Origin of the sequence: Nocardia sp. NPDC059240, from assembly GCF_042753865.1 — a bacterium.
GTDB lineage: Bacteria > Actinomycetota > Actinomycetes > Mycobacteriales > Mycobacteriaceae > Nocardia.
The window spans coordinates 59,015-83,116 of sequence record NZ_JBHZAC010000008.1; the positions used below are offsets into that span (position 1 = coordinate 59,015).

Annotated in this window: 20 protein-coding genes and 1 pseudogene; 9 read left to right on the forward strand and 12 right to left on the reverse strand. The window is 68.1% G+C overall.

Annotated elements, in window-relative coordinates:
• Positions 1-101 precede the first annotated feature (101 nt).
• Both ACFXHA_RS27725 and aroB read left to right on the forward strand, forming a co-directional pair.
• A pseudogene (locus tag ACFXHA_RS27725) lies at positions 102-593 on the forward strand (shikimate kinase); the annotation flags it as partial.
• Positions 594-1,419: 826 nt separating this feature from the next.
• A complete protein-coding gene (gene aroB, locus ACFXHA_RS27730; RefSeq protein ID WP_379361743.1) occupies positions 1,420-2,538 on the forward strand; it encodes a 3-dehydroquinate synthase in 1,119 nt (372 codons plus the stop codon).
• Here the strand turns inward: aroB and ACFXHA_RS27735 are convergent, their stop codons facing one another.
• Both ACFXHA_RS27735 and ACFXHA_RS27740 read right to left on the reverse strand, forming a co-directional pair.
• Positions 2,539-4,164, reverse strand: coding sequence for a multicopper oxidase family protein (locus ACFXHA_RS27735; RefSeq protein ID WP_379361745.1), 1,626 nt, complete (start codon positions 4,162-4,164; stop codon positions 2,539-2,541).
• Entirely contained in the window at positions 4,122-4,514 is a 393-nt protein-coding gene (locus ACFXHA_RS27740; protein ID WP_379361747.1) for a hypothetical protein, read from the reverse strand. The genes ACFXHA_RS27735 and ACFXHA_RS27740 overlap by 43 nt, the downstream gene beginning before the upstream one ends.
• Before the next feature lie 86 nt (positions 4,515-4,600).
• On the opposite strand from ACFXHA_RS27740, the gene ACFXHA_RS27745 reads away from it, so the two are divergent.
• The gene (locus ACFXHA_RS27745) at positions 4,601-5,098 is read left to right on the forward strand and encodes a MarR family winged helix-turn-helix transcriptional regulator (protein WP_379361749.1); all 498 of its coding nucleotides are present in this window, start codon (positions 4,601-4,603) and stop codon (positions 5,096-5,098) included.
• Between the two features lie 67 nt (positions 5,099-5,165).
• Here ACFXHA_RS27745 and ACFXHA_RS27750 read toward each other — a convergent pair whose 3' ends face one another.
• On the reverse strand, positions 5,166-5,636 hold the full coding sequence (locus ACFXHA_RS27750; protein WP_379361751.1) for a B-4DMT family transporter: 471 nt from the start codon (positions 5,634-5,636) through the stop codon (positions 5,166-5,168).
• Between the two features lie 123 nt (positions 5,637-5,759).
• Between ACFXHA_RS27750 and ACFXHA_RS27755 the strand changes: the two genes are divergently transcribed.
• Positions 5,760-6,377, forward strand: coding sequence for a helix-turn-helix transcriptional regulator (locus tag ACFXHA_RS27755; RefSeq protein WP_379361753.1), 618 nt, complete (start codon positions 5,760-5,762; stop codon positions 6,375-6,377).
• A gap of 13 nt (positions 6,378-6,390) precedes the next feature.
• Complete coding sequence (locus ACFXHA_RS27760) at positions 6,391-6,852, forward strand: DUF3291 domain-containing protein (protein ID WP_379361755.1); 462 nt, start codon at positions 6,391-6,393, stop codon at positions 6,850-6,852.
• Here the strand turns inward: ACFXHA_RS27760 and ACFXHA_RS27765 are convergent.
• From ACFXHA_RS27765 to alaS, 4 genes are all read right to left on the reverse strand, one after another.
• Complete coding sequence (locus tag ACFXHA_RS27765) at positions 6,841-7,650, reverse strand: shikimate dehydrogenase (protein WP_379361757.1); 810 nt, start codon at positions 7,648-7,650, stop codon at positions 6,841-6,843. The two genes, ACFXHA_RS27760 and ACFXHA_RS27765, sit on opposite strands and share 12 nt — an antisense overlap.
• The gene (gene mltG / locus ACFXHA_RS27770) at positions 7,640-9,127 is read right to left on the reverse strand and encodes an endolytic transglycosylase MltG (RefSeq protein WP_379361759.1); all 1,488 of its coding nucleotides are present in this window, start codon (positions 9,125-9,127) and stop codon (positions 7,640-7,642) included. Before mltG ends, ACFXHA_RS27765 begins: the two co-directional genes overlap by 11 nt.
• Complete coding sequence (ruvX, locus tag ACFXHA_RS27775; RefSeq protein WP_379361761.1) at positions 9,124-9,645, reverse strand: Holliday junction resolvase RuvX; 522 nt, start codon at positions 9,643-9,645, stop codon at positions 9,124-9,126. Before ruvX ends, mltG begins: the two co-directional genes overlap by 4 nt.
• A 131-nt stretch (positions 9,646-9,776) precedes the next feature.
• Positions 9,777-12,443 carry an alanine--tRNA ligase gene (gene alaS, locus ACFXHA_RS27780; protein WP_379361763.1) on the reverse strand — a complete coding sequence of 889 codons (2,667 nt, stop codon included), beginning with the start codon at positions 12,441-12,443 and terminating at the stop codon, positions 9,777-9,779.
• A 71-nt stretch (positions 12,444-12,514) separates the two neighbouring features.
• Here alaS and ACFXHA_RS27785 point away from each other — a divergent pair, with 71 nt between their 5' ends.
• Positions 12,515-13,174: a CatB-related O-acetyltransferase gene (locus ACFXHA_RS27785; protein ID WP_379361765.1), complete on the forward strand. Its 660-nt coding sequence runs from the start codon at positions 12,515-12,517 to the stop codon at positions 13,172-13,174.
• A 72-nt stretch (positions 13,175-13,246) separates the two neighbouring features.
• Here the strand turns inward: ACFXHA_RS27785 and ACFXHA_RS27790 are convergent, their stop codons facing one another.
• Together ACFXHA_RS27790 and ACFXHA_RS27795 are read right to left on the reverse strand one after the other, a co-directional pair.
• Entirely contained in the window at positions 13,247-14,605 is a 1,359-nt protein-coding gene (locus ACFXHA_RS27790; RefSeq protein WP_379361767.1) for a replication-associated recombination protein A, read from the reverse strand.
• A gap of 281 nt (positions 14,606-14,886) precedes the next feature.
• Positions 14,887-16,056: a phosphotransferase family protein gene (locus ACFXHA_RS27795; protein ID WP_379361769.1), complete on the reverse strand. Its 1,170-nt coding sequence runs from the start codon at positions 16,054-16,056 to the stop codon at positions 14,887-14,889.
• A 195-nt stretch (positions 16,057-16,251) separates the two neighbouring features.
• Here ACFXHA_RS27795 and ACFXHA_RS27800 point away from each other — a divergent pair, with 195 nt between their 5' ends.
• Positions 16,252-17,313: a hypothetical protein gene (locus ACFXHA_RS27800; RefSeq protein WP_379361771.1), complete on the forward strand. Its 1,062-nt coding sequence runs from the start codon at positions 16,252-16,254 to the stop codon at positions 17,311-17,313.
• 66 nt (positions 17,314-17,379) lie between these two features.
• Here the strand turns inward: ACFXHA_RS27800 and aspS are convergent, their stop codons facing one another.
• Positions 17,380-19,173, reverse strand: a complete 1,794-nt coding sequence (aspS, locus tag ACFXHA_RS27805) for an aspartate--tRNA ligase (protein ID WP_379361773.1) — start codon at positions 19,171-19,173, stop codon at positions 17,380-17,382.
• Between the two features lie 119 nt (positions 19,174-19,292).
• Here aspS and ACFXHA_RS27810 point away from each other — a divergent pair, with 119 nt between their 5' ends.
• Positions 19,293-20,216, forward strand: coding sequence for a neutral zinc metallopeptidase (locus ACFXHA_RS27810; protein ID WP_379361775.1), 924 nt, complete (start codon positions 19,293-19,295; stop codon positions 20,214-20,216).
• Between the two features lie 162 nt (positions 20,217-20,378).
• Positions 20,379-20,936 carry a hypothetical protein gene (locus ACFXHA_RS27815; protein WP_379361777.1) on the forward strand — a complete coding sequence of 186 codons (558 nt, stop codon included), beginning with the start codon at positions 20,379-20,381 and terminating at the stop codon, positions 20,934-20,936.
• A gap of 10 nt (positions 20,937-20,946) precedes the next feature.
• Here the strand turns inward: ACFXHA_RS27815 and ACFXHA_RS27820 are convergent, their stop codons facing one another.
• On the reverse strand, positions 20,947-22,026 hold the full coding sequence (locus ACFXHA_RS27820) for a 2-oxoacid:ferredoxin oxidoreductase subunit beta (protein WP_379361779.1): 1,080 nt from the start codon (positions 22,024-22,026) through the stop codon (positions 20,947-20,949).
• Positions 22,026-24,017, reverse strand: coding sequence for a 2-oxoacid:acceptor oxidoreductase subunit alpha (locus ACFXHA_RS27825; RefSeq protein WP_379361781.1), 1,992 nt, complete (start codon positions 24,015-24,017; stop codon positions 22,026-22,028). Before ACFXHA_RS27825 ends, ACFXHA_RS27820 begins: the two co-directional genes overlap by 1 nt.
• Between the last annotated feature and the right edge of the window lie 85 nt (positions 24,018-24,102).

Here is a 24,102-nt window from a genome sequence, read left to right on the forward strand (position 1 = left end):
CCGACGACAGCGCGGCGCCGGTCACTGACGACAGCACCGCGCCCGGCCAGGACGCACCGATCACGGCCGCCGAACACCCCGATGAAACCGACCGGGCCGCAATGAGTGTGGTGCTGGTCGGCCCGCCGGGTGCGGGCAAGTCGACGATCGGCCGCAAACTGGCGCGCGAACTCGGCGTCGAGATGTACGACACCGACGCCGGGATCGAGGAGCGGGCCGGACGCACGATTCCGGAGATCTTCGCGCAGGACGGCGAGCCGGAGTTCCGCCGCATGGAGGAAGAGGTCGTGCGCGACGCGGTCCTCGCCGGACACGGCGTGGTCTCCCTCGGCGGCGGCTCGGTGCTCTCGGCCGCGACCCGCGCCCTGCTGCGCGACCGCACCGTCATCTACCTGGAAATCAGTGTGGGCGAAGGACTCCGGCGCACGGGTGCCAGCACCAACCGCCCCCTGCTCAACGGCGACGACCCGGCCAAGAAGTACCGCGAGCTGATGAAGCTGCGCCGCCCCCTCTACCGCGAGGTGGCCTCGGTCCGCGTCCGCACCGACGGCCGCAGCCCCGGCCGCGTGGTCCGCATGATCCTGGCCAAACTCGGCCTGGAACCCACACCGCGCCCGGACGATTCGCCCACCGACACCACCACCGTCGAGCCCGGCGTGAGCAGCCGTTCCCGCGCCCGCCGCAAACGCCGCCGCGGCAGCCGCACCCGCGGCGAACAACCCCCGGCCACGGCCACCGCCGAAACCACTGTTGCCGAACCGGATTCGGCCACCCGCAACGGTCAGGCCCCGGCCGGCGAGACCGAGCCCACGAAACGCCGCCGCAACCGTCGTCCCCGCCGCCGCGGTGGCCGATCCCCCGAAACCGGCTCGCCCGCAACAACCTCCGAGGCCGCCGCGCCCCAGTCCGGAGCGGTGAGCGAATCCGGCGACGGCCCAACCTCTTCCGAGTCCGCGGAAGGCCGCGCCGGACGCGGCCGTCGACGCCGCGCCTCCCGCGCGGCCGGTGCGCCGCTGAATCCCGAGGCGGCGAGCCGAGATTCGAAGCTTGCGCAGCAGAATCCGCGCAACGAGACCGATCCTTCGGCCGGACCGGTCGCGACACCCGGCAACGGCCGCTCCCGCCGCGCCCGCGCCCGCCGCGCCCGAGCTCGCGCCCGCGACCACGAGATCGCGAGCAACGGCAATGGCACCGCCCCGGCCCCCACGCCCCCACCGACGGAGGGCAATTCGTGAACGCCACCGCCGCAGTGCGTGCTACCGCACACCGCCGAGTGGGTCCTCGCGGCACTGAGATACGGCTTCGCGCAGACCGATCCAGCACGCCGTCGCCGACAGATCGGCATTTTGACCACTTCCCCGTGCGCCGGGGATTCATCAGCTCCCCGCCGTCGGGCGGGATCATTCACGGAGGAGTCCTATGAGCGAGCCGACTCGCATCGAGGTGCGTACCGCCGACCCGTATCCGGTGATCATCGGGCGTGGGTTGCTGGGGGATCTGGTGGAGCAGGTGACCGGGCGGTCTGCGGTGCGGACGGTGGCGATCTTCTATCAGCCGCCGCTGGCCGAGACGGCCGAGGTGGTGCGTAAGGCGCTGGTGGACAAGGGGATCGACGCGCATCGGGTGGAGATTCCGGATGCCGAGGCCGGGAAGGATCTGCAGGTCGCGGGGTTCTGCTGGGAGGTGCTGGGGCGGATCGGGCTGACCCGCAAGGACCTCATCATCAGCCTGGGTGGTGGCGCGGCCACCGATCTGTCCGGTTTCGTGGCTGCCACCTGGATGCGCGGTGTGGATATCGTGCACGTGCCGACCACGCTGCTGGCCATGGTGGATGCCGCGGTCGGCGGTAAGACCGGTATCAATACCGAGGCGGGCAAGAACCTCGTGGGCAGCTTCCACGAGCCGGCCGCGGTGATGGTGGACCTGGCGACGCTGGAAACCGTGCCGCGCAACGAGATCGTGGCGGGCATGGCCGAGATCATCAAGGCCGGTTTCATCGCCGACCCGGTGATTCTGGAGCTGGTGGAGCGCGATCCGCAGGCCGCCCTGGATCCGACCGGGGACGTGCTGCCGGAGCTGATCCGCCGGGCCATCCAGGTGAAGGCCGATGTGGTGGCCGCGGATCTGAAGGAATCGGATCTGCGCGAGATCCTCAACTACGGCCACACTCTCGGCCACGCCATCGAGCGTCGCGAGCGCTACCGCTGGCGCCACGGCGCGGCGGTGTCGGTGGGTCTGGTGTTCGCGGCCGAATTGGGCCGCCTGGCAGGCCGTCTCGACGACGCCACCGCCGAGCGTCACCGAAGCATCCTGGCCAGCATCGGCCTGCCCACCACCTACGACGCCGACGCGCTCGGCCAGTTGATGGACGCCATGCAGACCGACAAGAAGACCCGTTCGGGCGTACTGCGTTTCGTGGTGCTCGACGGTCTGGCCAAGCCGGGCCGCCTCGAGGGCCCGGACCCGAGCCTGCTGGCGGCGGCCTATTCGGCCATCGCCCGCGAGGACGGCCCGACCAGCGGAGCCGTCCTGCTGTAGTCACGACGCGACATCGGCCACGGTGGTGAAGGTCGCCATCATGGCCATGTCCTCGTGTTCGAGATTGTGGCAGTGCAGCACGAACCGGCCCGCGTGGTCGGTGAACCGCACCGCGATCTCGGCCATCCCGGTGGCGGTGAGGTAGAGGGTGTCCTTCCAGCCGCCGTCGGCGGGACGCGGCGGCCTGCCGTCGCGCGAGAGCACCTGGAACTGGTTGAGGTGCAGGTGAATCGGGTGGTCGAGATCGGTGGAGAGCTGCCAGATCTCGACCTCGCCCAGCTTGGGCCGGGCGATCGGGGTGACCGGATCGTAGGCGCGGCCATTGATCACCCACCCGCGCATACCACCGGCGTCGCCCTGCCGGAACGCGAAGCGACGGGTGGTGACCGCACCGCGCCGCTCGAGGGTCTCGAAGTCGGCGAGCCGATCGGGAATGACCGAGGTATCGATGACCCGGTCGGCGACCTCGAATCTCATGACGCGCGTGGTGGTTCCGGCTCCGAGGTCGTTGTAGACGGTGATCTGCTCGCCGACCGCGCAACCGGAGAAGTCCACGATCACGTCGTACCGTTCCCCGGGCGCGATGGTCAGTTCAGTGAGTTCCTGTGGCCGCGCGAGCAATCCGCCGTCGGAGCCGATCTGCACGATCGGCAGTGACCCGCCGCGCCGATCGAAGCGCAGCCGGTACACGCGGGCATTGGAGCCGTTGAGCAACCGCAGCCGGTAGCGCGCGGTGTCGACGCGGTGCGCGGGCCAGGGCACCCCGTTGACGAGCACGACATCGCCGAGTACTCCGCGACCGAATTTTCCACCGACGCCGGGCGTGTGCAGCGAGGTCGGGTCGAGTGCCGGGTACAGGAAACCACCGTCCGCGCCGAAAGCCCTGTCGGCGAGCATGATCGGGATATCCCTCGCTCCCGAGGGCAGCCCCAGCCGCTGTTCGGCGGCGTCGGTGACGAGGTGGAATCCGGCGAGCCCACGCCACACCGCCGGACCGGTGAAGTCCATCCGATGGTCGTGGTACCAGAGGGTGGCGGCAGGCTGCCCCGCCGGATAGGTGTAGTCGCGCTCCCCGATCATGGTGTGCGCGGACGGATCCGGATGCCCGCCCATATCGGCCATGCTCATCTCGCCCATGTCGCCCGGCCCGCCGCCCACCGGGTACAGCAGGTCGATCGGGTACCCGTCGGATTCCTCCGGGATGTGCCCGCCGTGCAGGTGCACGACCACCGGCACGGGCAGTTCGTTGCGATGCGTGACGACCGTGCGGCGGGCCCGATCCGAGATCACCGTCGGCCCGGGGAAGATCCCGTTGTAGCCCCAGACCGGCGTCGAATAGCCGGGCAGCACCGTGGCATTCGCGACCCGCTGAGTGATCCGGTAGTAGTCGGTGGTGGCGTCGCGCCCCTCCGGCGCGAGCACGGGCGGCACGGTCAGCGGCAGGGTGAACGGTTCCGGCAGTCGTGCCGCGCTGGTCAGGTGCAGTCGGTCGGCGGGCGAATCGACCGACAGTTGCCAGGCTCCCGCGGCCCCGGCCACGCCGAGCGCAGCGGCCGTCCGGAACAGGGCGCGTCGCGAGAGGGTCATCGGCCCGCCGCCGGAATCGCCGCGCTCGCGGTGCTCCACGCCTGGATGGTCAGGGCCAGCAGCCCCGCCACCAGCATCACGCCGAGCGGAATGTGCACGGCCAGTGCCATGCGATAGCCGAGCATGATCTGAATGCCCGCCGCCAGGGTCAGCCCCACCCCCACCGCCGCCGTCCACCACGGCACGCCCGCGAACCGCCAGGCCGCCGCGAAACACACTGTCATGACCAGGATTCCGCCGAACAGCACCCCCGCGTTGGCGGCGTGAGCATCCAGTGCGTCGTAGCTGCCGGCCATGAACCGCCCCGCGAACATGGCCTGGGCGAAGGAATCGAGGGTGACCAGGGTGGTGATCGCGCGCAGCACGCGCTGCCAGGTCCGTGCGCTCATGACAACCTCTCAAAGTTCAGATTTCTGAATAGTTCAGAAGTCTGAACTTGTATGCTGGTGCCTGTCAAGAACCGATGGGAGGCTCTGTGGATCTGGAAGGCCCGGTGGCGCAGGCACATCCGGCGGACACCGACATGCGGGATCGATTGGTCGCCGTGGTACCGCTGATCTCGGCCTATCTGCGCCGCGCCCGGACCGACATGCCGCCGGAGATGCGGCAGGCGTTCGAGGCGGCGGGCCTGGGTGCACGCCACGGCGCGGTGCTCGCCTTCGTCTGGTCGTCCGGACCGGTGAGCGTCAGCGATGCCGCACGGCAGTTGGGCCTCAGCCTCACCAACACCAGTCAGCTCAGCGGCGAACTCACCCGAGCGGGTTGGCTACGCCGCGACAGCGATCCGGCCAACCATCGCCGCACGCTGCTCTCGGTCCCGCCCGAGCGGCAGGCCGACTTCGCCGCGTTCATCGATCGGCGCAGCGAGGTCCTGTTGCGCGCGATGGCCCGCCTGACCCCCGATCAGCGCGAGGGTTTCGTCGCGGGCCTCAATGCCTGGGCCGAGGAGATCGAGGCGATCACCCCGGGGTGAATCGGTACCGGACAACGAAAAACCCCACGCCACAACAAGACTGGCGCGGGGTTTGCCGAAGGGAACGTCAGGCGTTCGCGGGCTCGGGGGTCGAGGCGGCGGGGGCGCTCTTCTTGTGCTCGCGCCCGGTCAGCCAGCGGCCGACGGTCACGCCCAGCATGCCCGGAATGAAGATGAGCAGCACGATCCAGGCCGCACCGGAGGTGACATTGAAGAGCAGACCTTGATCACCGAGGTCGAACTTGGGGATGAAGTCCAGGATCCACGCGACCAGGCCCGCGCCGATGCCGCCGGCGAGCGCGGCCTTGAGCCAGCGCATGGTCAGATCCGACCCCTGTTCGGGATCCGGATTGGCCCGCCGGTCGGCGCGGCCGTCCAGCACACCCCAGGTCACGATGGCGACGACCAGCACGATCAGGCACAGGATCCGCATCCACGCCCCCGCGGTCGGCCAGCTCATCATGCCGAAACCGAGCAGGGTTTCCAGCACTACGGTCAACCCGCCCAAGCCCACGGCGCGCAACACCCACGCATTCATGTCGATCACCTTAACCTGCGCGGCCGCTCTGGCGAACCGGATGAACTGAAACTTGTTCCAGAACCATAGCGGGAGCGGGGGCGCTGCGGACGGGCGGGCCCGACACGCTGCTAGAAATGCGGAGTGAGCATCGAAGCCGTCGCCCTGCTGCAGGATCCGGTCCGCAAGCGGCTCTACGACTATGTCGCGGGCGCGGGCCACGATGTCAGCCGGGACGAGGCGGCCGAAGCGGTCGAGATCAAGCGGCCGCTCGCGGCGTTCCACCTGGACAAACTGGCTGAGGCAGGACTGCTGGACGCGGTGTTCCGGCGGCCGGAGGGTCGCACCGGGCCCGGATCGGGACGGCCCGCCAAGCTCTATCGGCGCGCCGATGCCGAGTTCGAGGTCAGTCTCCCCGCCCGCGACTATCGAACGGTCGCAACGGTTCTCGCCGAGGTGGTCGAGCACGAGGGTTTCGAGGACGCGATCGCGCAGGCGGCGGCCGCACACGCGCCGAATCTGGAGGGCCGCAGCCTGTTCGAGGCGCTGAGCGCGCACGGTTACGAGCCGTATGTCGACGACGATGTGATTCGCCTGCGCAACTGCCCTTTTCATCGACTCGCCGTCGACTTCCCGCCGCTGGTCTGCGGCATGAACCTGGCCTTGCTCGCCGGTCCGGCGACAGCGGCCGGTTGGACCGCGCGGATGGACCCGGCTCCGGGCCGATGCTGCGTAAGCTTCTCTAAAAACAATGATGATTAGTTATAGTCGGGGCATGCACCTCGCACAGCTCAATATCGGCAGGCTCGTCGCACCCGAAGGCGACCCCCGGGTCGCCGATTTCTATGCCGCCCTCGATGAGATCAATGCCCTCGCCGAGTCCTCCCCCGGTTTCGTCTGGCGCATGGTCGACGGCGAGACCAATAACGCCACCACATTGCGCCCCTACCAACAGGATCCGGACATGCTCGTGAACATGAGCGTGTGGGAGACGCGAGAGGCGTTGTTCGACTACGTGTATCGCAGCGCGCACATGGAATACGTGCGACGGCGTCGCGAGTTCTTCGTCCCGCTGCGCGAGGTGTTCACGGTGCTGTGGTGGGTGCCGGAAGGCAGCGTGCCGGACCTGGACGACGCCATGCGCCGCCTGGAGCATCTGCGCGAGAACGGCCCCACGCCTTACGCTTTCACCTTCCGGCAGTCGTTCGAACCCGAACTGCCGGAATCAGTCCTGTAGGGCCGCGGCCATTTCCGTGCGCGGCGCGGGCTTGCCGGTGAACTGCTCCACCTGCCCGTACGCCTGATTCAGCAGCATCTCGAGGCCACTGACGACCGTATTGCCCGCACGCGCCACCGCTTCGGCGAGCGGAGTCGGCCACGGGTTGTAGATGGCATCCAGCACGACGGGGGCCGCTGCGATCGAATCCGCCACGGCCGCGGCGGCTTCGGCGGGCACCGTGCTGACGACGGCGTCGACATCGGAGCAGACGAACAGCAGGCCCTCGGGATCGAAGCCGAGCACCTCGGCCGACATGCCCAGCTGCTCGGCCAGTTCCAGGGTGTCGGCGGCGCGGCCGCGATCGCGGGCCACGATGGTGACGGTGTGCGCACCCAGATCCGCCAGCGCCAGCAGCGCCGGACGGGCGGTGCCACCCGCACCCAGCACGACCGCGCGGGCCACCTCTTTCACGCCCGCGCCTTCCAGTGCGCCACGCACGCCGTCCACGTCGGTGCAGTCGGCACGCCAGCCGGAGTCGGTGCGCACCAGCGTGTTCGCCGAACCCACCAGCTCGGCACGTTCGGTGCGTTCGTCGGCGTACGCGAGCGCGGCCACCTTGCCCGGCATGGTCACCGACAGCCCGACCCACTCCGGCCCGAGCCCGTCGACCAAGCCCGGCAACTGCTCGCCCGTGCACTCGATGCGCTCGTAACTCCAGTTCAGGCCCAACGCCCGATAGGCCGCCAGATGCAGTTGCGGCGAACGGGAATGCGAGATCGGGCTGCCTAGGACAGCAGCCTTCCGATCAGCGCCCACTGTCGAGGATTCCACTCTGCCTGGCCTTTTCGATATTGCGCAGATGCTCCTGGTAGTTGTCGGTGAACAACGTGGTGCCCTGCTTGTCGACGGTCACGAAGTACAGCCACGGCCCCGGCGCCGGCGCCTCCATGGCGCGCATGGCATCCAGCGACGGCGCGGAGATCGGCGTCGCGGGCAGCCCGGCCATGGCATAGGTGTTCCACGGCGTCTTCTTGTTCCGGTCGGCGTCGGTGGTGGCGACCTCGGTCTGGGTGAGGGTGTAGTTGACGGTGGAGTCGAACTGCAGCGGCTGCTGGGCCGCGAGCCGGTTCACGATGACCCGCGCCACCTTCGACATGTCCTGCGGCAATGCCTCCCGCTCCACCAGCGACGCCGCGATCAGCGTGTCGTAAGGGGTCAGGCCATTGGCGGTGCCCGATTGCAGCAGCCCGCTGGACTCGTAGGTCTGCGCGCTGCTGGCCACCAGCTGCTTGAGGATGTCCTGTGCGCTGGCGCTGGGATCGAAATCCCAGGTGCCACCGGCGATCAGGCCCTCTAGCTGACGCGTGCGGTCCGGTGCCGTCTTGACTCGTTCCAACGCCCACGCGGGCACGCCGAGCGCGGTCGGATCGGGATTGGCACCGGCCTGGTCGAGCTGCTCGTAGGTCACGCACTTGGCGGCGGTGCCGGTGCCGACGCAGCTGGCCTCGGAGATCTTGCGGTAGATGCCGTCCTTGCGCGCATTGGTGGTGACATCGCTGGAGTCGTGCAACTGCCGGCCCTCGGAGATGACCACGTTGCCGACCCGCGCGTCCTTGCTGAACAGCGCGGTCACCGCCTCCGAGCCCTTGCTGTGGCTCGGAATGGCGTAGTAGCCGGGCTGAATGGAGTTCATGTTCGTATTGCGCACGGCCGCTTCGTAGAACGCGCCACTGCTCTGCACGATGCCCTTGTCGGCCATGGTCTGCGCGATCTGCGTGGAGGTGTCGCCGGGCTTGATCTGAATGACCACCAACGCACCCTGCGGGCCGGAGAAGTCGGCGGGCGGGCTCAGCTTGCCGACGAACTTCCAGGCCGCGAATCCGACTGCGCCGAGGAACAATACGGCGAACACGCCCGCGATGACGAACAGGTTGCGGCGGCGGCGCTTGCGTTCGGCCGCCTTGCGCGAGGCCACCCGCGAACGCTTGGGCCGGTTGCCGCCACGGCTGCCGGAGCGCGACTGGCCGCGCCCGGACCTGCTGGCGGCCCGGCCGGTTCGTTCCGCGCGCTGGGGTGCGCTGCGGCGCGGCGGTTCCGGGGCCAGCGGGGGCTCGTCCTCGTAGTCGTCGCCCTCGAAGTGTTCGTCCTCGTAGCGCTCGTCCTCGTAGCGCGGGATGACGGTGGTGTCGTCCTCGTAATCGTCCGCTTCGGACCATTCCAGATCGTCGCGGCGGTAACGCCGTTCGGCATTCTGCCGGTAGCGTTCCTCAGCGCGCGTCCAGCGGTCGGTCATGCGTCATCACCGCGCGGCTTCAAAAGGGCACTCCGTTCGTCCAACCATCCTTGCAGGATCGACACGGCGGCGGCTTGATCGATGACCTGCCGCTGCCCGCGTGCGCGAACTCCACTGTCTCGCAACGCACGTGCAGCAGACACCGTAGTCAAACGTTCGTCGGAAAGTCGCACCGGTACCGGTGTGATCAGACCCCGCAAACGCCCCGCGAAGGTGGCCGCCAGCTTAGCGGAAGACCCGCTCTCGCCGCGCAAGGTGCGCGGCAGGCCGACGATCACTTCGACGGCCTCGTACTCCCGCACAATCTCGGCAATTCTGGATAGATCGGACGCCAGCGTGCCGGGCGCGACCTTCTTCGCGCGCGGCACGGTTTCCACCGGGGTGGCCAGCAGGCCGTCCGGATCGCTGGAGGCGACGCCGATGCGGACCGAGCCCACATCGATGCCGATGCGCCGGCCGCGACCGGGATCGCGTTCGGCGGAGGGTCGCTCGGACGCGAAATCACGCCCGGCCGTCACCCCGGAGGCTTCGGTGGGCGTGCGGGCAAATCCGGAGGAATGCCCTGAATCGGGCCCCGGAGAGCCCGTTTCAAGGGTGGACCCGGCCCCGTGATCGGAGCCGGGTGTGTCGGATGTGTCGGAGTCCGCCATTACCCGGCGAGCTCGGCGACCCGGGCGCGCAGCGCGGCCAGACCCGCCTCGATGCCCGACGGGTCGGAACCCGCACCCTGGGCCATCTCCGGCTTGCCGCCACCACGACCGGCGATGGACGGGCCGAACGCGGCCACCAGATCCCCGGCCTTGATGCCCAGATCCTGGGCGGCCTTGGTGACGGCGGCGACGAACGGCACCTTGCCGTCGGCATTGCCGAGCAGCACCACGATGGCGGGCTCGGAACCCAAGCGGCCCTTGATGTCCTGCACCAGGGTGCGCAGATCGCCCGCGCCGACACCCTCGGGCGCGGCGGCGGCGACCAGCAGCACCTTGCCGACCCGCTGCGCCTGCTCGGCGAAGGTTCCGGCGCTCGACAGCACGGCCGCCATCTTGGTGCGCTCGAGTTCCTTCTCGGCGACCTTGAGACGTTCGACGAGCTGCTCGACACGGCCCGGCACCTCTTCCGAAGGCACCTTCAGCGACGACGCGAGACCGGCCAGCAGCGCGCGCTCCTTGGCCAGGTAGCGGTAGGAGTCCAGGCCCACAAAGGCTTCCACGCGGCGGATGCCCGAGCCGACCGACGACTCACCGAGCACGGTGATCGGCCCGATCTGCGCGGAACTCTGCACGTGCGTGCCACCGCAGAGCTCCATCGAGAACGGTCCGCCGATCTCCACGACGCGCACCTCGTCGCCGTAGTTCTCGCCGAACAGCGCCATCGCGCCCATCTTCTTGGCCGACGGCAGATCGGTGACGAAGGTGTTGACCTTGAAGTCGTCGCCGACGGCGTCGTTGGACACGGCCTCGATATCGGCCTTCTGCTGCTCGGACAGCGCGCCCTGCCAGTTGAAGTCGAAGCGCAGGTAGCCGGGCTTGTTGAGCGAACCGGCCTGAACGGCGTTGGGGCCCAGCACCTGTCGCAGCGCGGCATGCACCATGTGGGTGCCGGTGTGACCCTGGGTCGCGCCCTTACGCCAGGCCGGATCGACCTGGGCGAGCACGGTGTCGCCCTCGGTGAGCTGACCGGCCTCGACGGTGGCCTTGTGCACCCACACCTTCTTGGCGATCTTCTGCACGTCGTTGACGGCCACCTTCAGACCGTGCGAGGACACGATCGAACCGCGGTCGGCGATCTGGCCGCCGGACTCGGCATACAGCGGGCTGCGGTCGAGAATGATCTCGACGTCCTGCCCGACCTCGGCGACCGGCACCCGGACACCGTCCTTGATCAGGGCGAGAACCGTGGCCTCGGTGGCCAGTTCGTCGAAGCCGGTGAACTCGGTCGCGCCGCGGTCCACGAACTCCTTGTAGATGGTGAGATCCGCGTGCGCGTGCTTACGCGAGAGCGCGTCCTCCTTGGCCCGCTTGCGCTGCTCGGCCATGAGCGCGCGGAAGCCCTCCTCGTCGACCTGCAGCCCGGCCTCGGAAGCCATTTCGAGGGTCAGGTCGATCGGGAAGCCGTAGGTGTCGTGCAGGGTGAACGCGTCGGTGCCGCTGATCTTCTTGCTGCCCTGCGCCTTCACCTCGTCGACGGTCTCGTCGAACAGCTTGGTGCCGGTGTTGAGGGTCTTGAGGAACGCGGCTTCCTCACCGACGGCGACGGTTTCGATGCGCTTGTGATCGGTGGCGAGCTCCGGGTAGGAGGGGGCCATCAGCTCGGCGACGACCTTGATGAACTCACCCATCACCGGCTGGTCCGCGCCCAGCAGGCGGGCCGAACGCACGATGCGACGCAGCAGGCGGCGCAGCACATAGCCGCGGCCGTCGTTGCCGGGGTTCACGCCGTCGCCGATCAGCATGGCGGCGGTGCGGGCGTGGTCGGCGATGACACGGAAACGCACATCGTCGGTGTGCTCGACACCGTAGGAGCGACCGGTCAGCTCCTCGGCCTTGTTGATGATCGGGCGCAGCAGGTCGGTCTCGTAAACGTTGTCGACGCCCTGCAGCAGGAACGCGACACGCTCGATGCCCATGCCGGTGTCGATGTTCTTCTTGGGCAGCGGGCCCAGGATCTCGAAGTCGTCCTTGCCGCGACCCGCGCCACGCTCGTTCTGCATGAACACGAGGTTCCAGATCTCGAGGTAGCGGTCCTCGTCGGCCTCCGGGCCGCCCTCCACGCCGTACTCGGGTCCGCGGTCGAAGTAGATCTCCGAGCACGGGCCGCAAGGTCCGGGGATACCCATGGACCAGTAGTTGTCGGCCATGCCGCGACGCTGGATGCGGGCGTCCGGCACCCCGAGCTCACGCCAGATCTGCTCGGCCTCGTCATCGTCGAGATACACGGTGACCCAGAGCTTTTCCGGGTCGAAGCCGTAGCCGCCGTCCTCGACGGACTTGGTCAGCAGCGACCAAGCGAACTGCATGGCCTCGCGCTTGAAGTAGTCGCCGAAGGAGAAGTTGCCGGCCATCTGGAAGAAGGTGTTGTGGCGGGTGGTGACGCCGACGTTCTCGATATCGCCGGTGCGCACGCACTTCTGCACGCTGGTCGCGGTGTGGAAGGGCGGCGTCTGCTGACCGAGGAAATACGGTACGAACTGGACCATGCCTGCGTTCACGAACAACAGGTTGGGGTCGGCCAGGATCAGCGAGGCACTCGGCACCTCGGTATGTCCGGCCTTTACGAAATGCTCCAGGAAGCGCCGTCGAATCTCGTGGGTCTGCACAGGTATCCAGCCTACCGGTCCCGGTCCAGGGAGTTTCCACCCACCACCGGGCGATAGCTACCATCGCCCGGGTGACTGTGATCCCCGACCCATCCCAGCGCTTCCCGCTCCCCCACGCGCACCGCACGGTGTTCCTGAAACCGCACGTCACCTCGCCGAACATCGAGGTCGGCGACTACAGCTACTTCGACGATCCCGGTGACCCGACCGCCTTCGAGACCAACAACGTCCTCTACGCCTTCGGCCCCGAGAAGCTGATCATCGGCAAATACTGCGCCATCGCCACCGGCACCCGCTTCATCATGGCCGGCGCCAACCACGCCACCTCGGGCGTGTCGACCTTCCCCTTCACCATCTTCGGTGGCACCTGGGCCGAGGAGACGATGGACATCATCACCGCCATCCCCTCCAAGGGCGACACCGTCGTCGGCAACGACGTCTGGATCGGCTACAACGCGCTGATCATGCCCGGCGTAACGATCGGCGACGGCGCGATCATCGCCACCGGCGCAGTCGTCACCACCGACATCCCGCCCTACACGATCGTGGGCGGCAACCCGGCCCAAGTCGTCAAACAACGCTTCCCCGACGAGGACGTGCAGCGACTCCTGCGCGCAGCCTGGTGGAACTGGCCGGTCGAACTGATCACCGAACACGTCCGCGAAATCATGGGCGGCACCCCCGGCGAGATCGAACGCATCGCCATCCACGAGGGACTGCTCTCGGACTGAGCTACGCCCCAACCATTCTCAGGCCGGATCGACCGAGCCCCGGTGGCAGCGAGTGCAATTCGGCACGCGACGCTATTTGCCCCGCACGATGCGGCGGAGTTTGGTTACGCGGGGGCCTACTTCGCGTTCGTAGCCGTGGTCGGTGGGGGCGTAGTAGTCGGTGCCGACCAGTTCGTCCGGTGGATATTGCTGGGCGAGAACGCCGTCCGGATGATCGTGAGGATATTTGTAGCCTTGGGCGTTACCCAGAGCCGCGGCGCCCGCGTAGTGACCGTCACGGAGATGCGGCGGCACTGCGCCTGCCTTGCCTGCTCGGATGTCCGCCACGGCCGCACCGAGACTCTTGGGGACCGAGCCGGATTTCGGGGCTGTGGCGATGTGAATCGTGGCCTGAGTGAGGGCCAGCTGCGCTTCGGGCATACCGACCAGTTGGACTACCTGGGCGGCGGCGACTGCCGTCTGCAGGGCCATCGGGTCGGCCATGCCTACTTCCTCGCTGGCCTGGATCATCAAGCGGCGGGCGATGAATCGCGGATCCTCGCCGGCGCTGATCATGCGGGCGAGGTAGTGCAGGGCGGCGTCGACGTCGGAGCCGCGCAGGGATTTGATGAAGGCGCTGATCACGTCGTAGTGCTGATCACCCGCACGGTCGTAGCGGACCGCGGCCTTGTCGACGCTGGCCTCGACCAGCTTCACGTCCACGGTCCCGTCCAGCGAGGATTCCGCCGACGCTTCCAGCGCGGTGAGCGAGCGCCGGGCGTCACCACCAGCGATCCGCACGATGTGATCCAGGGCCTCTTCGGTGACCGTGTACTCCCCCGCCAGCCCGCGCGGATCCTCGATCGCCCGCTTCAGCACGGTCCGAATGTCGTCCTCGGACAAGGACTGCAACTGCAGTACCAGCGACCGTGACAGCAGCGGCGACACCACGGAGAACGAGGGATTCTCGGTGGTCGCCGCGACCAACAGCACGATCCGGTTCTCCACCGCCGCCAGCAGCGCATCCTGCTGGGTCTTCGAAAACCGGTGCACCTCATCGATGAACAGCACGGTCTGCTCACCCGCGGTGAGCCGCCGCCGCGCCAGATCGATCACCGCGCGCACTTCCTTCACCCCGGCCGACAGCGCAGAGAGCGCCTCGAACCGCCGCCCGGTCGCCCGCGACAGCAGTGAGGCGAGCGTGGTCTTACCGGTCCCGGGCGGACCGTACAGCAACACCGACGCCGCCCCGGACCCCTCGACCAACCGCCGCAACGGCGACCCCGGCCCCAGCAGATGCTGCTGCCCCACCACCTCATCGAGGGTGCGCGGCCGCATCCGCACCGCCAACGGCGCGAACCGGTCATCCCCACTCGGAATACGCGCGGCTCCCGCCTCGAAGTCGTCGACCGCTACCGGTGTCCCCGGCGCGTCGAACAGCCCATCACTCACGCCACGACCCTACCCAGCACCTCCGACACAACCCCGACCACGACGCTGTCCGCTCTGCTCCACGTACGGCGCGTCGGTGCGGCGGGCCGTCAGCGATCAAGCGGCCGACCCTTGTCGAGACCCGACGCTTCGGCCGTTCGCCGGACGCCGTGGCCCGCGCCGAGCAGTGACCGGGTCCGCCGGCGCCCACAGCAGCACCGCCGGTCTCCGGGTCGCGAGGTCCCCGGACAGCAATGTGGGCCGGAATCATCTTGCGATTCCGGCCCACATCTCGCGGAGGACTACTCCTCCCAGTGCTCTTCCAGGGTCGCCGACACGTGTTCGGCGAAATCGCCGAGGGTGTCGTCGCCGGTGCAGCGGGCGTCCTCGGCGAGGGCGGCCCAGCGGTTGATCAGGGCGGCCGAGCGCGGGATGGACAGGCCGTGTTCGCGGGCGGCGGCAATGCGGGCGTGGTCGGCGGGCAGGAACCAGTAGGTGGACAGCCACACCCAGATCAGGCGCGCCTCGAGGATGCGTTCGGCGAGGACGTTGTCGTCGGCGAGGGCGGGCCAGACCGCGACCACTTCGGAGCGCCACGCCTCGACCATTTGGCGGGCGCGTTCACGCGACAGCTCGAAATCGCACAGGCAGCCGGGGAAGGAGACCAGGGCGTAGGCGATATCGAGGGTAGCGTCGCGGAAGCCACCCCACTCGTAGTCGAGGAAGCGCGCGCCCTCGTCGTTGAGGATCACATTGTCGGGGCACAGGTCCGAGGGGCTGAAGGCACGGTAGCGCCCGGCCGAGAAGAGCCGGTTGCCGCGCACGATGCGCTCGGCGATCTCCCCGGGCACCTCGATGCCCATCTCCCGCTGCAGCATGATCGGCACCTCGGCGACCGCGGATTCGGCCTGCTGCGCAATGCCGTCCACGCGATGCACCACGTCCACCCGGCGTAGCAGCGCGACGAAGTCGGCCTCGCGGCCCACGGTCGCAGCGTGCATGCGGCCCAATGCCTGCGCGAACGCCATCAACGCATTGCGCCCGGCGGGTTCGGCGGCGGCCTGCAGGACCGCGGTCAGCGAGAGGTTCTCGCCGAGGTCGCTGAGGATGAGCAGACGGTCGGGCAGGCTGTAGCCGAGGAGGTAGGCACCGGGGCGGTGGTCGCGGCCCAGCGCGGTGGTGAACTGGTACGACACCGCCTCGCGTAGGAATGCGGAGTCGATGCTGGCGACACCGGGAGCCATACCCCCGGTGCGTCGTTGGTTCGCCGTGCCCGCAACCTGCTTCACAATCAGTGTGCGCGGTAGTGAAAATGCGTTCTCCGCAACACGGACACGGAGAACCGTGGTTCTACCACTGCCGCTGAGTTCCATCGGATCACTCAGCTTTACCGCAGCACCCATTCGCTTTGTGAGCAACTGTTGTGCCGCGGACACGACTTCGGCGGCGCGTTCGGCCAATAGTGCGGTCATCGGAACCCAAGTTACTCCCGTCAGGTCACTTTCAGCGAGCGGTTGCGCAACCTTTCGCGCGTCGGACGGCGTGTCTTTGTGAAGGGTTTGCCCATGCGGCGCTGGTTGCTTGACACAACCAGGAGGGTCTAGTTGTCTCATGGTCACTTGCTGTGCGCCACACCGTAAACCGGGAAATGTGAAAGGCTTGCGACCATGACTGGCACGCCGCCCTCAGCACCGTATGGCCCCACCGGCGATCGTCCCGGTCCCGGGGGCGGTGAACAGTATCCGCCGCAGACCGGCCAGCACCAAAACCCCGAGCCCGCACCGTATTCCGGTGCGCCCGAACCGGGCCCGGCGCACGGCCGCCACCAGTTGCCCGGTATGGCCGGATATCCGCAGTTCGAGGGACCGGGCTCCGCGCACTACGGCAGCGAGCCCGTCGAACCCCCGCCGCCGCTGCCCCCGCAGTCGGGCGCGCCGCTGCCACCTCCTGGCTACGCCGGCGCGACGCCGCCGCAGTATCAGTCGCCCGGCGGTATGCCGCCGGGCAATCCGCCTCCGCCAGGCGGCTTCCCGCCCGGCGGGATGCCGCCGGCGGGCGGCCCACAGCCGGGTGACTTCCCGCCGCAACAGGCCTACGCGCCGCCGCGCGAAACCCTCGATGTGGGTGCGGCCGTGACCTACGGCTGGGATCGGTTCCGGCTCAATCCCGTTCCCTGGGTCGGCATGGTACTGATCGGCCTGATCGCCTGGCTGGTGGTGACGCTGCTGGTGAGAATGGTTGATGTGCAGTCGCTCTCGGCGGTGATCCTGCTGTTCGCCGTGGTGTCGCTGGTGGTGTGGCTGCTGCAGGCGGCGATGATCCGCGGCGCGCTCTACGAAACCGACGGCACGCCACCGGATTTCCCGGCCTTCTTCGGCTTCGTGAATGCCGGCAATGTGCTCATCACCGCGCTCATCGTGTTCGCGCTGTGCTTCGTGGCCGCCATCGCCTGCTTCGTTCCCGCGGTGATCGTGGGCGTGCTGTGCATGTTCGCCCTGCACTTCGTGATCGACCAGGACCAGAATCCCCTCGCCGCCATCGCGTCCAGCGTCCGGCTGGTGATCGCCAACGCGCTGCACGTGTCGCTGCTGGCGCTGGCGGTGCTCGTCATCACCACGGTCGGCGCGCTGCTGTGCGGGCTCGGTCTGGTGGTGGCCGGTCCGGTCTGCGCCATCGCGACCACCTACGCGTACCGCATCCTGACTGGCCGACTGGTCGTTCCGGTCTAACCCCTTCCACACGACAGTGCCCTCCGACCTCATCGAGATCGGAGGGCACCGTGGTATCAGGGTTCGCTACTTCGCGTCTTCCTTGACCGGGTTGCCGTCGGCGTCCAGCTTGGCGTTGAGGCCCGCCTCGCGACGCTGCTGCAGGGTGATCGCGGTCGGCGCATCGGTCAGCGGGTCGACGCCGCCACCGGACTTGGGGAACGCGATGACCTCACGGATGGAGTCCATCCCGGCCAGCAGCGCGGTGATGCGGTCCCAGCCGAAGGCGATGCCGCCCATGGGCGGGGCGCCGAAGGAGAAGGCGTCGAGCAGGAAGCCGAACTTGTCCTGCGCCTCCTCGTCACCGATGCCCATCACCTTGAACACGCGTTCCTGCACGTCGCGGCGGTGGATACGGATGGAACCGCCGCCGATCTCGTTGCCGTTGCAGACGATGTCGTAGGCGTAGGCCAGCGCCGAACCGGGATCGGTGTCGAAGGTGGCGAGGTGCTCGGGCTTGGGCGAGGTGAACGCGTGGTGCACGGCGGTCCAGGCCGAATGGCCCAGCGCCACATCGCCGCTGGCGGTGGCGTCGGCGGCGGGCTCGAACATGGGCGCGTCCACAATCCAGACGAACGCCCAGTCGTTCTCGTCGATGAGACCGCACTTGCGGGCGATCTCACCGCGGGCCGCACCCAGCAGGGCCCGGCTGGACTTGGCGTCACCGGCGGCGAAGAACACGCAGTCGCCCGGGTTCGCGCCGACGTGCTTGGCCAGACCCTCGCGCTCGGCGTCGGTCAGGTTCTTGGCGACCGGGCCGCCGAGGGTGCCGTCCTCCTGGAAGGTGATGTAGGCCAGGCCCTTCGCGCCGCGCTGCTTGGCCCACTCCTGCCAGGCGTCGAACTGGCGACGCGGCTGCGAGGCACCGCCGGGCATGACGACCGCGCCGACGTAGGGAGCCTGGAAGACACGGAACTCCGTGTCCTTGAAGTACTCCATCATCTCGGTGATCTCGATGCCGAAGCGCAGGTCGGGCTTGTCGGAGCCGTAGCGGCGCATGGCGTCGGCGTAGGTCATGTGCGGGATCGGGGTGGCGATCTCGTAGCCGACCAGCTTCCACAGCGCGGCGAGGATGTCCTCGGCCAGCAGGATGACGTCTTCCTGCTCGACGAAGCTCATCTCGATGTCGAGCTGAGTGAACTCGGGCTGACGGTCGGCGCGGAAGTCCTCGTCGCGGTAGCAGCGCGCGATCTGGTAGTAGCGCTCGATGCCGCCGACCATGAGCAGCTGCTTGAACAGCTGCGGCGACTGCGGCAGGGCGTAGAACTTGCCGGGCTGCAGGCGGGCCGGAACCAGGAAGTCGCGCGCGCCCTCCGGGGTGGAGCGGGTCATGGTCGGGGTTTCGACCTCGACGAACGCGTGCTTGGCCAGCACCTCGCGGGCGGCCGCATTCACCTTGGAGCGCAGGCGGATCGCGTGGGCCGGGCCCTCGCGGCGCAGATCCAGGTAGCGGTACTTGAGGCGGGCTTCCTCGCCGGGCTCGTCGTCGAGCTGGAACGGCAGCGGCGCGGCCTCGTTGAGCACCTCGAGCGCGGTCACATTGACCTCGATGGCACCGGTCGGCAGGTTCGGGTTCTCGCTACCGTCCGGTCGGTTCTCGACCACGCCGGTGACCTTCACGACGAATTCGTTGCGCAGCTTGTGGGCGGCCTCGGCGGGCTCGCCTTCACGGAAGACGGCCTGCGACACACCCGACGCATCACGCAGATCGATGAAGATCACGCCACCGTGGTCTCGACGTCGCGCCACCCATCCGGTGAGGGTGACGGTCTGACCGGCGTGCTCGCTTCGCAGCGAACCAGCCAAGTGGGTGCGCAGCACGGGATTCCTTTCGACGGACTCGAAGCACCGGCAAGGGCCACCAGGTGCAGACCCATCGTAGAGAGACACGTTCAGCGAGTGGAAACCGGAATCGACTCGCCCGTGTCACAGTAATGGCCATGACCTTCAACGAGGGCCTGCAAATCGACCCGAACCGGGCCAGTGGCGGGGGTGGCGGACCCGGCATGGGCGGTGGTCTGGTCCTCGGCGGCGGCGCGCTGGGCATCATCGCGGTGATCGCGGCACTGCTGCTCGGCGGCGACCCCGGCAGCATTCTCGGCCAGTTCACGGGCGCGGACTCCAATACGAAGTCCGGCGGCACAACCCTGCCGAGCCACTGCAAGACCGGTGCCGACGCGAACAAGTACGTCGACTGTCGCGTCATCCTCACCGCCCAGAGCCTCGACGCCATCTGGGGCACCGAACTGCCCAAGCAAACCAATCGCAAATACGTGGTCCCGAAACTCAACCTCTTCTCCGGCGCGGTGAACACCGGCTGCGGCCGCGCCTCCTCCGCGGTCGGCCCGTTCTACTGCCCCGCCGACCAGACCGCCTACTTCGACACCAGCTTCTTCCAGGAACTGGTCGACCGCTTCGGTTCCAGCGGTGGCCCGCTGGCCCAGGAGTACGTGGTCGCCCACGAGTTCGGCCACCACATCCAGAACCTGCTCGGCGACATCAACCGCGCCCAACGCGACCCGAAGGGCCCCACCTCCGGCGCGGTCCGCACCGAACTCCAGGCCGACTGCTACGCGGGTGTCTGGGCCTACTACGCCGACAAACTCCCCGCCCCCGGCGCCAGCACCCCCTTCCTGAAGCCCTTGACCGACAACGACATCCGCGACGCTCTCTCCGCGGCCTCGGCAGTCGGCGACGACCGCATCCAGCAGGCCTCCTCCGGCCGCGTCAACCCGGAAGCCTGGACCCACGGCTCCTCGGAGGAACGCCAGAAATGGTTCCTCTCCGGCTACAAGTCCGGCCAGGTCAAGTCCTGCGACACCTTCTCCGCCCAGGACCTGGCCAACCCGCCCGGCCTGCGCTGAGCTTCAACACCATCCACAAACCCCGATGTCCCCGGCTCCCGAAGCCGGGGACATCGTCGTATCGGGGGTCGGCGTGGCGGGGTGGGTGTGGGCGGCGGCGCGCGGCAGAATCGGCGGCGGCGGGCGGGTGCCCGCAAGGGAATTCGGAGGGATGCGATGCGGATGGCCGCGGCGACAGGACTTTTCGGCGGAACCGGGCAGGGCCGCGGGTGGCGCGGGTGGCGGGCCGTCACGGTGGCCGGACTGGCGGCGGTGATGGTCACGGGCACAGGCGCATTCGCCCTGGCCGATCCCGCCCCGGCACCCACGCCCGCGCAGGCGCCCATGCCCGCGGTCGCCCTGTTCACCTTGACCGCCATGCCGGCCGGGTGGCAGACGCGCACGGATCTGCATCCGTCGCTGCAGGTTCAGGCCGATGGTCATGCGATCAAGCGTGCCGACAACAATGCGCAGCCGGTGGAGGGCACGCTGCCCGCCGACGTGATCGGCGCGGCGACCGCCGAGGTGAAGGCGCTCGCCGCCGTGGACATGGGCACCCCTGAGAAGGATGACAAGGGCACGTCGATCATCGACTACATGCCCCAATCACCCGATCAGGACGTGCATCTCGTCGTCTACGCACCGGAGTCGTCCGACGGACTCAACGATGACCAGAAGGCGTCCCGCAAGCGCTTCGACGATCTGTTCCAGCGCATGCTGAACGCCTTCGTGGCCTCGTAACGGCGAAAAGTCAGCCGACCGTCCAGGTTTCGCGGCCGGTGAGCAGGTTCTGCAGTGAATTCTCGCTCACCGGTTGACGTTCGGCGGCGGTGTCGAGTTGGGCTCGGACGCCGTCGTCGTAGGTGGGACGGGAGACGCTGCGGAAGATGCCGATCGGGACGTGGTTGAGGTCCTGATCCGACAGGCGTGACAGGGCGTAGGCGTATTCGGGGTGGTCGGTGTACGCGTCGTGGATGACGATGTCGGATTCGGCGACCGTGTCGGCGCTCGCCACCTTCAGCCCGAAACCGTCACGGACCACCGCGAATTCGCGGTCCGCACCGAAGCGGATGGGCTCGCCGTGGTGGAGCCGGATGAGATGGGATTCGGCGTTGTCGCGGCGCAGGGCGTCGAAGGAGCCGTCGTTGAAGATCGGGCAGTCCTGCAGGATCTCGACGAAGGAGGTCCCGCGATGCTCGGCGGCGGCGCGCAGTACCTCGGTCAGCCCGGCGCGGTCGGAGTCCAGGGCACGCCCGGCGAAGGTGGCCTCGGCCCCCAACGCCACCGACAGGGTGTTGAACGGGTGGTCGACCGAGCCCATCGGCGTGGACTTGGTGATCTTGCCCGGCTCGGAGGTCGGGGAGTACTGCCCCTTCGTGAGGCCGTAGATCCGGTTGTTGAACAACAGGATCGTCATGTTCACATTGCGGCGCAGGGCATGGATCAGATGATTGCCGCCGATGGAGAGCGCGTCGCCGTCACCGGTCACCACCCACACCGACAGATCCGGGCGGGTCACCGCCATACCGGTGGCGATCGCCGGGGCGCGGCCGTGGATCGAGTGGATCCCGTACGCCTCCAGGTAGTACGGGAACCGGCTCGAGCAGCCGATGCCGGAGACGAACATCAGGTTCTCGCGCTTCAACCCGAGCTCGGCGAGGAATCCGCGCACGGTGTTGAGGATGACGTAGTCACCGCAGCCGGGACACCAGCGCACTTCCTGATCGGAGGCGTAGTCCTTGGCCTTCTGCGGTCCGGCGGCGGCGGGAATGCCGGACAGCCCGGTGAGCCCGAGATCGGTACCCACGAGCGGGTTTTCGAGGATCGTCATTACTTACCCCCTGTGGTGCGATAGGTCGCCCGCGCGCGAGCGGTGAACGCCTTGGCCTGTTCCATCTCGGCGATGGACCCGTCCAATGCCGCATCGATGACACCGACCAGTTCCTGCGCTTGGAAGGCCGTCCCGGCCACCTTGGTCCAGGGCTGCACATCGACCAGATAGCGGGCGCGCAGCAGCATGGCCAGCTGGCCGCCGTTCATCTCCGGGCACACCACGGTGCGATAGCGCCGCAGCACCTCACCGAGGTTGGGCGGCAACGGATTCAGATGCCGCAGATGCGCCTGCGCGACCGGCACCCCGCGCCGCCGCGCCCGCCGGCACGCCTCACCGATCGGCCCGTAGGAACTACCCCAGCCGATGAGCAGCAGTTCGGCGTGCTCGCCGGGATCATCCACCTCGAGGTCGGGAATCGCGATGCCGTCGATCTTGGCCTGCCGCAACCGCACCATGAGTTCGTGATTGGCCGGTTCGTAGGAGATATTGCCGCTGCCGTCGGCCTTTTCCAGGCCGCCGATGCGGTGGGCGCGGCCCACGGTGCCGGGGACCGCCAGCGGGCGCGCCAGGGTTTCCGGGTCGCGTGCGTACGGCTGGAACGAATCCTCTTCGGAGCCATCGGCTTCGAAGGCAGGATCGATCGGGGCCAACTCGGTGACCTGCGGAATTGCCCACGGCTCCGACCCATTGGCGATCGCGCCGTCCGAGAGCAGCAGCACCGGAGTGCGGTAGGTGAGCGCGATCCGCGCGGCCTCGACCGCGGTATCGAAGCAGTCGGCCGGCGAGCGTGGCGCGAGCACCGCCACCGGCGATTCGCCATTGCGCCCGTAGAGCGCCTGCAGCAGATCGGCCTGCTCGGTCTTGGTGGGCAGACCGGTGGACGGCCCGCCGCGCTGCACGTCGATGATCAGCAGCGGCAGCTCGGTCATGACGGCCAGGCCGATGGTCTCGCTCTTGAGCGCCAGACCCGGCCCGGACGTACTGGTCACCCCGAGCGACCCGGCCAGTGACGCGCCCAGGGCCGCGCCGATGCCCGCGATCTCATCCTCGGCCTGGAAGGTGGTGACACCGAAGTTCTTGTGCTTGCTGAGCTCGTGCAGGATGTCGGAGGCCGGAGTGATCGGGTAGGTGCCCAGGAATACCGGCAGCCCGGACAGCTGCCCGGCGGTGACGATGCCGTAGGCCAGCGCGGTATTGCCGGTGATCTGCCGGTAGGTGCCCGGTGGCAGCGTCGCCGGCGCTACCTCGTAGGTGGTGGCGAAGGCCTCGGTGGTTTCGCCGTAATTCCAACCTGCCCGAAATGCGAGGATATTCGCTTCGGCGACATCCGGTTTGGCCGCGAATTTCTCCCGCATGAACGCTTCGGTGCCGCCGATGGGCCGCCCGTACATCCACGACAGCAAGCCGAGCGCGAACATATTCTTCGCGCGCTGCCCATCCTTTTTGCCCACACCGGTCGGTTCGGTCGCGCCGAGCGTCAATGACGTCATCGGCACCCGATGCACCACGAAATCGGTCAGCGTGTCATCGGTGAGCGGATCACCGGCGTAGCCGACCTTCGCCATATTGCGTTTGGTGAATTCATCAGTATTAACGATCACCATCGCCCCGCGGGCCAAATCCTCCAGATTCGCCTTCAGCGCAGCAGGATTCATGGCGACCAGTACGTCCGGCTGGTCGCCGGCGGTCAGAATGTCGTAGTCCGCGATCTGGATCTGGAACGACGACACCCCGGGCAGCGTGCCCTGAGGTGCGCGGATCTCGGCCGGGAAGTTCGGTTGGGTGGCAAGGTCATTGCCGAATGCGGCGGCCTCGTGGGTGAAACGGTCACCGGTGAGCTGCATGCCGTCCCCGGAGTCGCCCGCGAAGCGGATGACGACCCTTTCCAGTTTCTCGACCGCCAATTTCTCTGTGCCGCTGCCGCTTCCGAGCGCAGCGGCTCCGAGTTCACCCGGAGTCGTCACAGAGTCATCATGCTGCGAAACCATGCGCGCGCATCACTTCCTAGTCAGGTGTGAGGTACCAACGCCAAACTACTCCGCAATATTCGCGACACACCCGTGAAGCGCAATG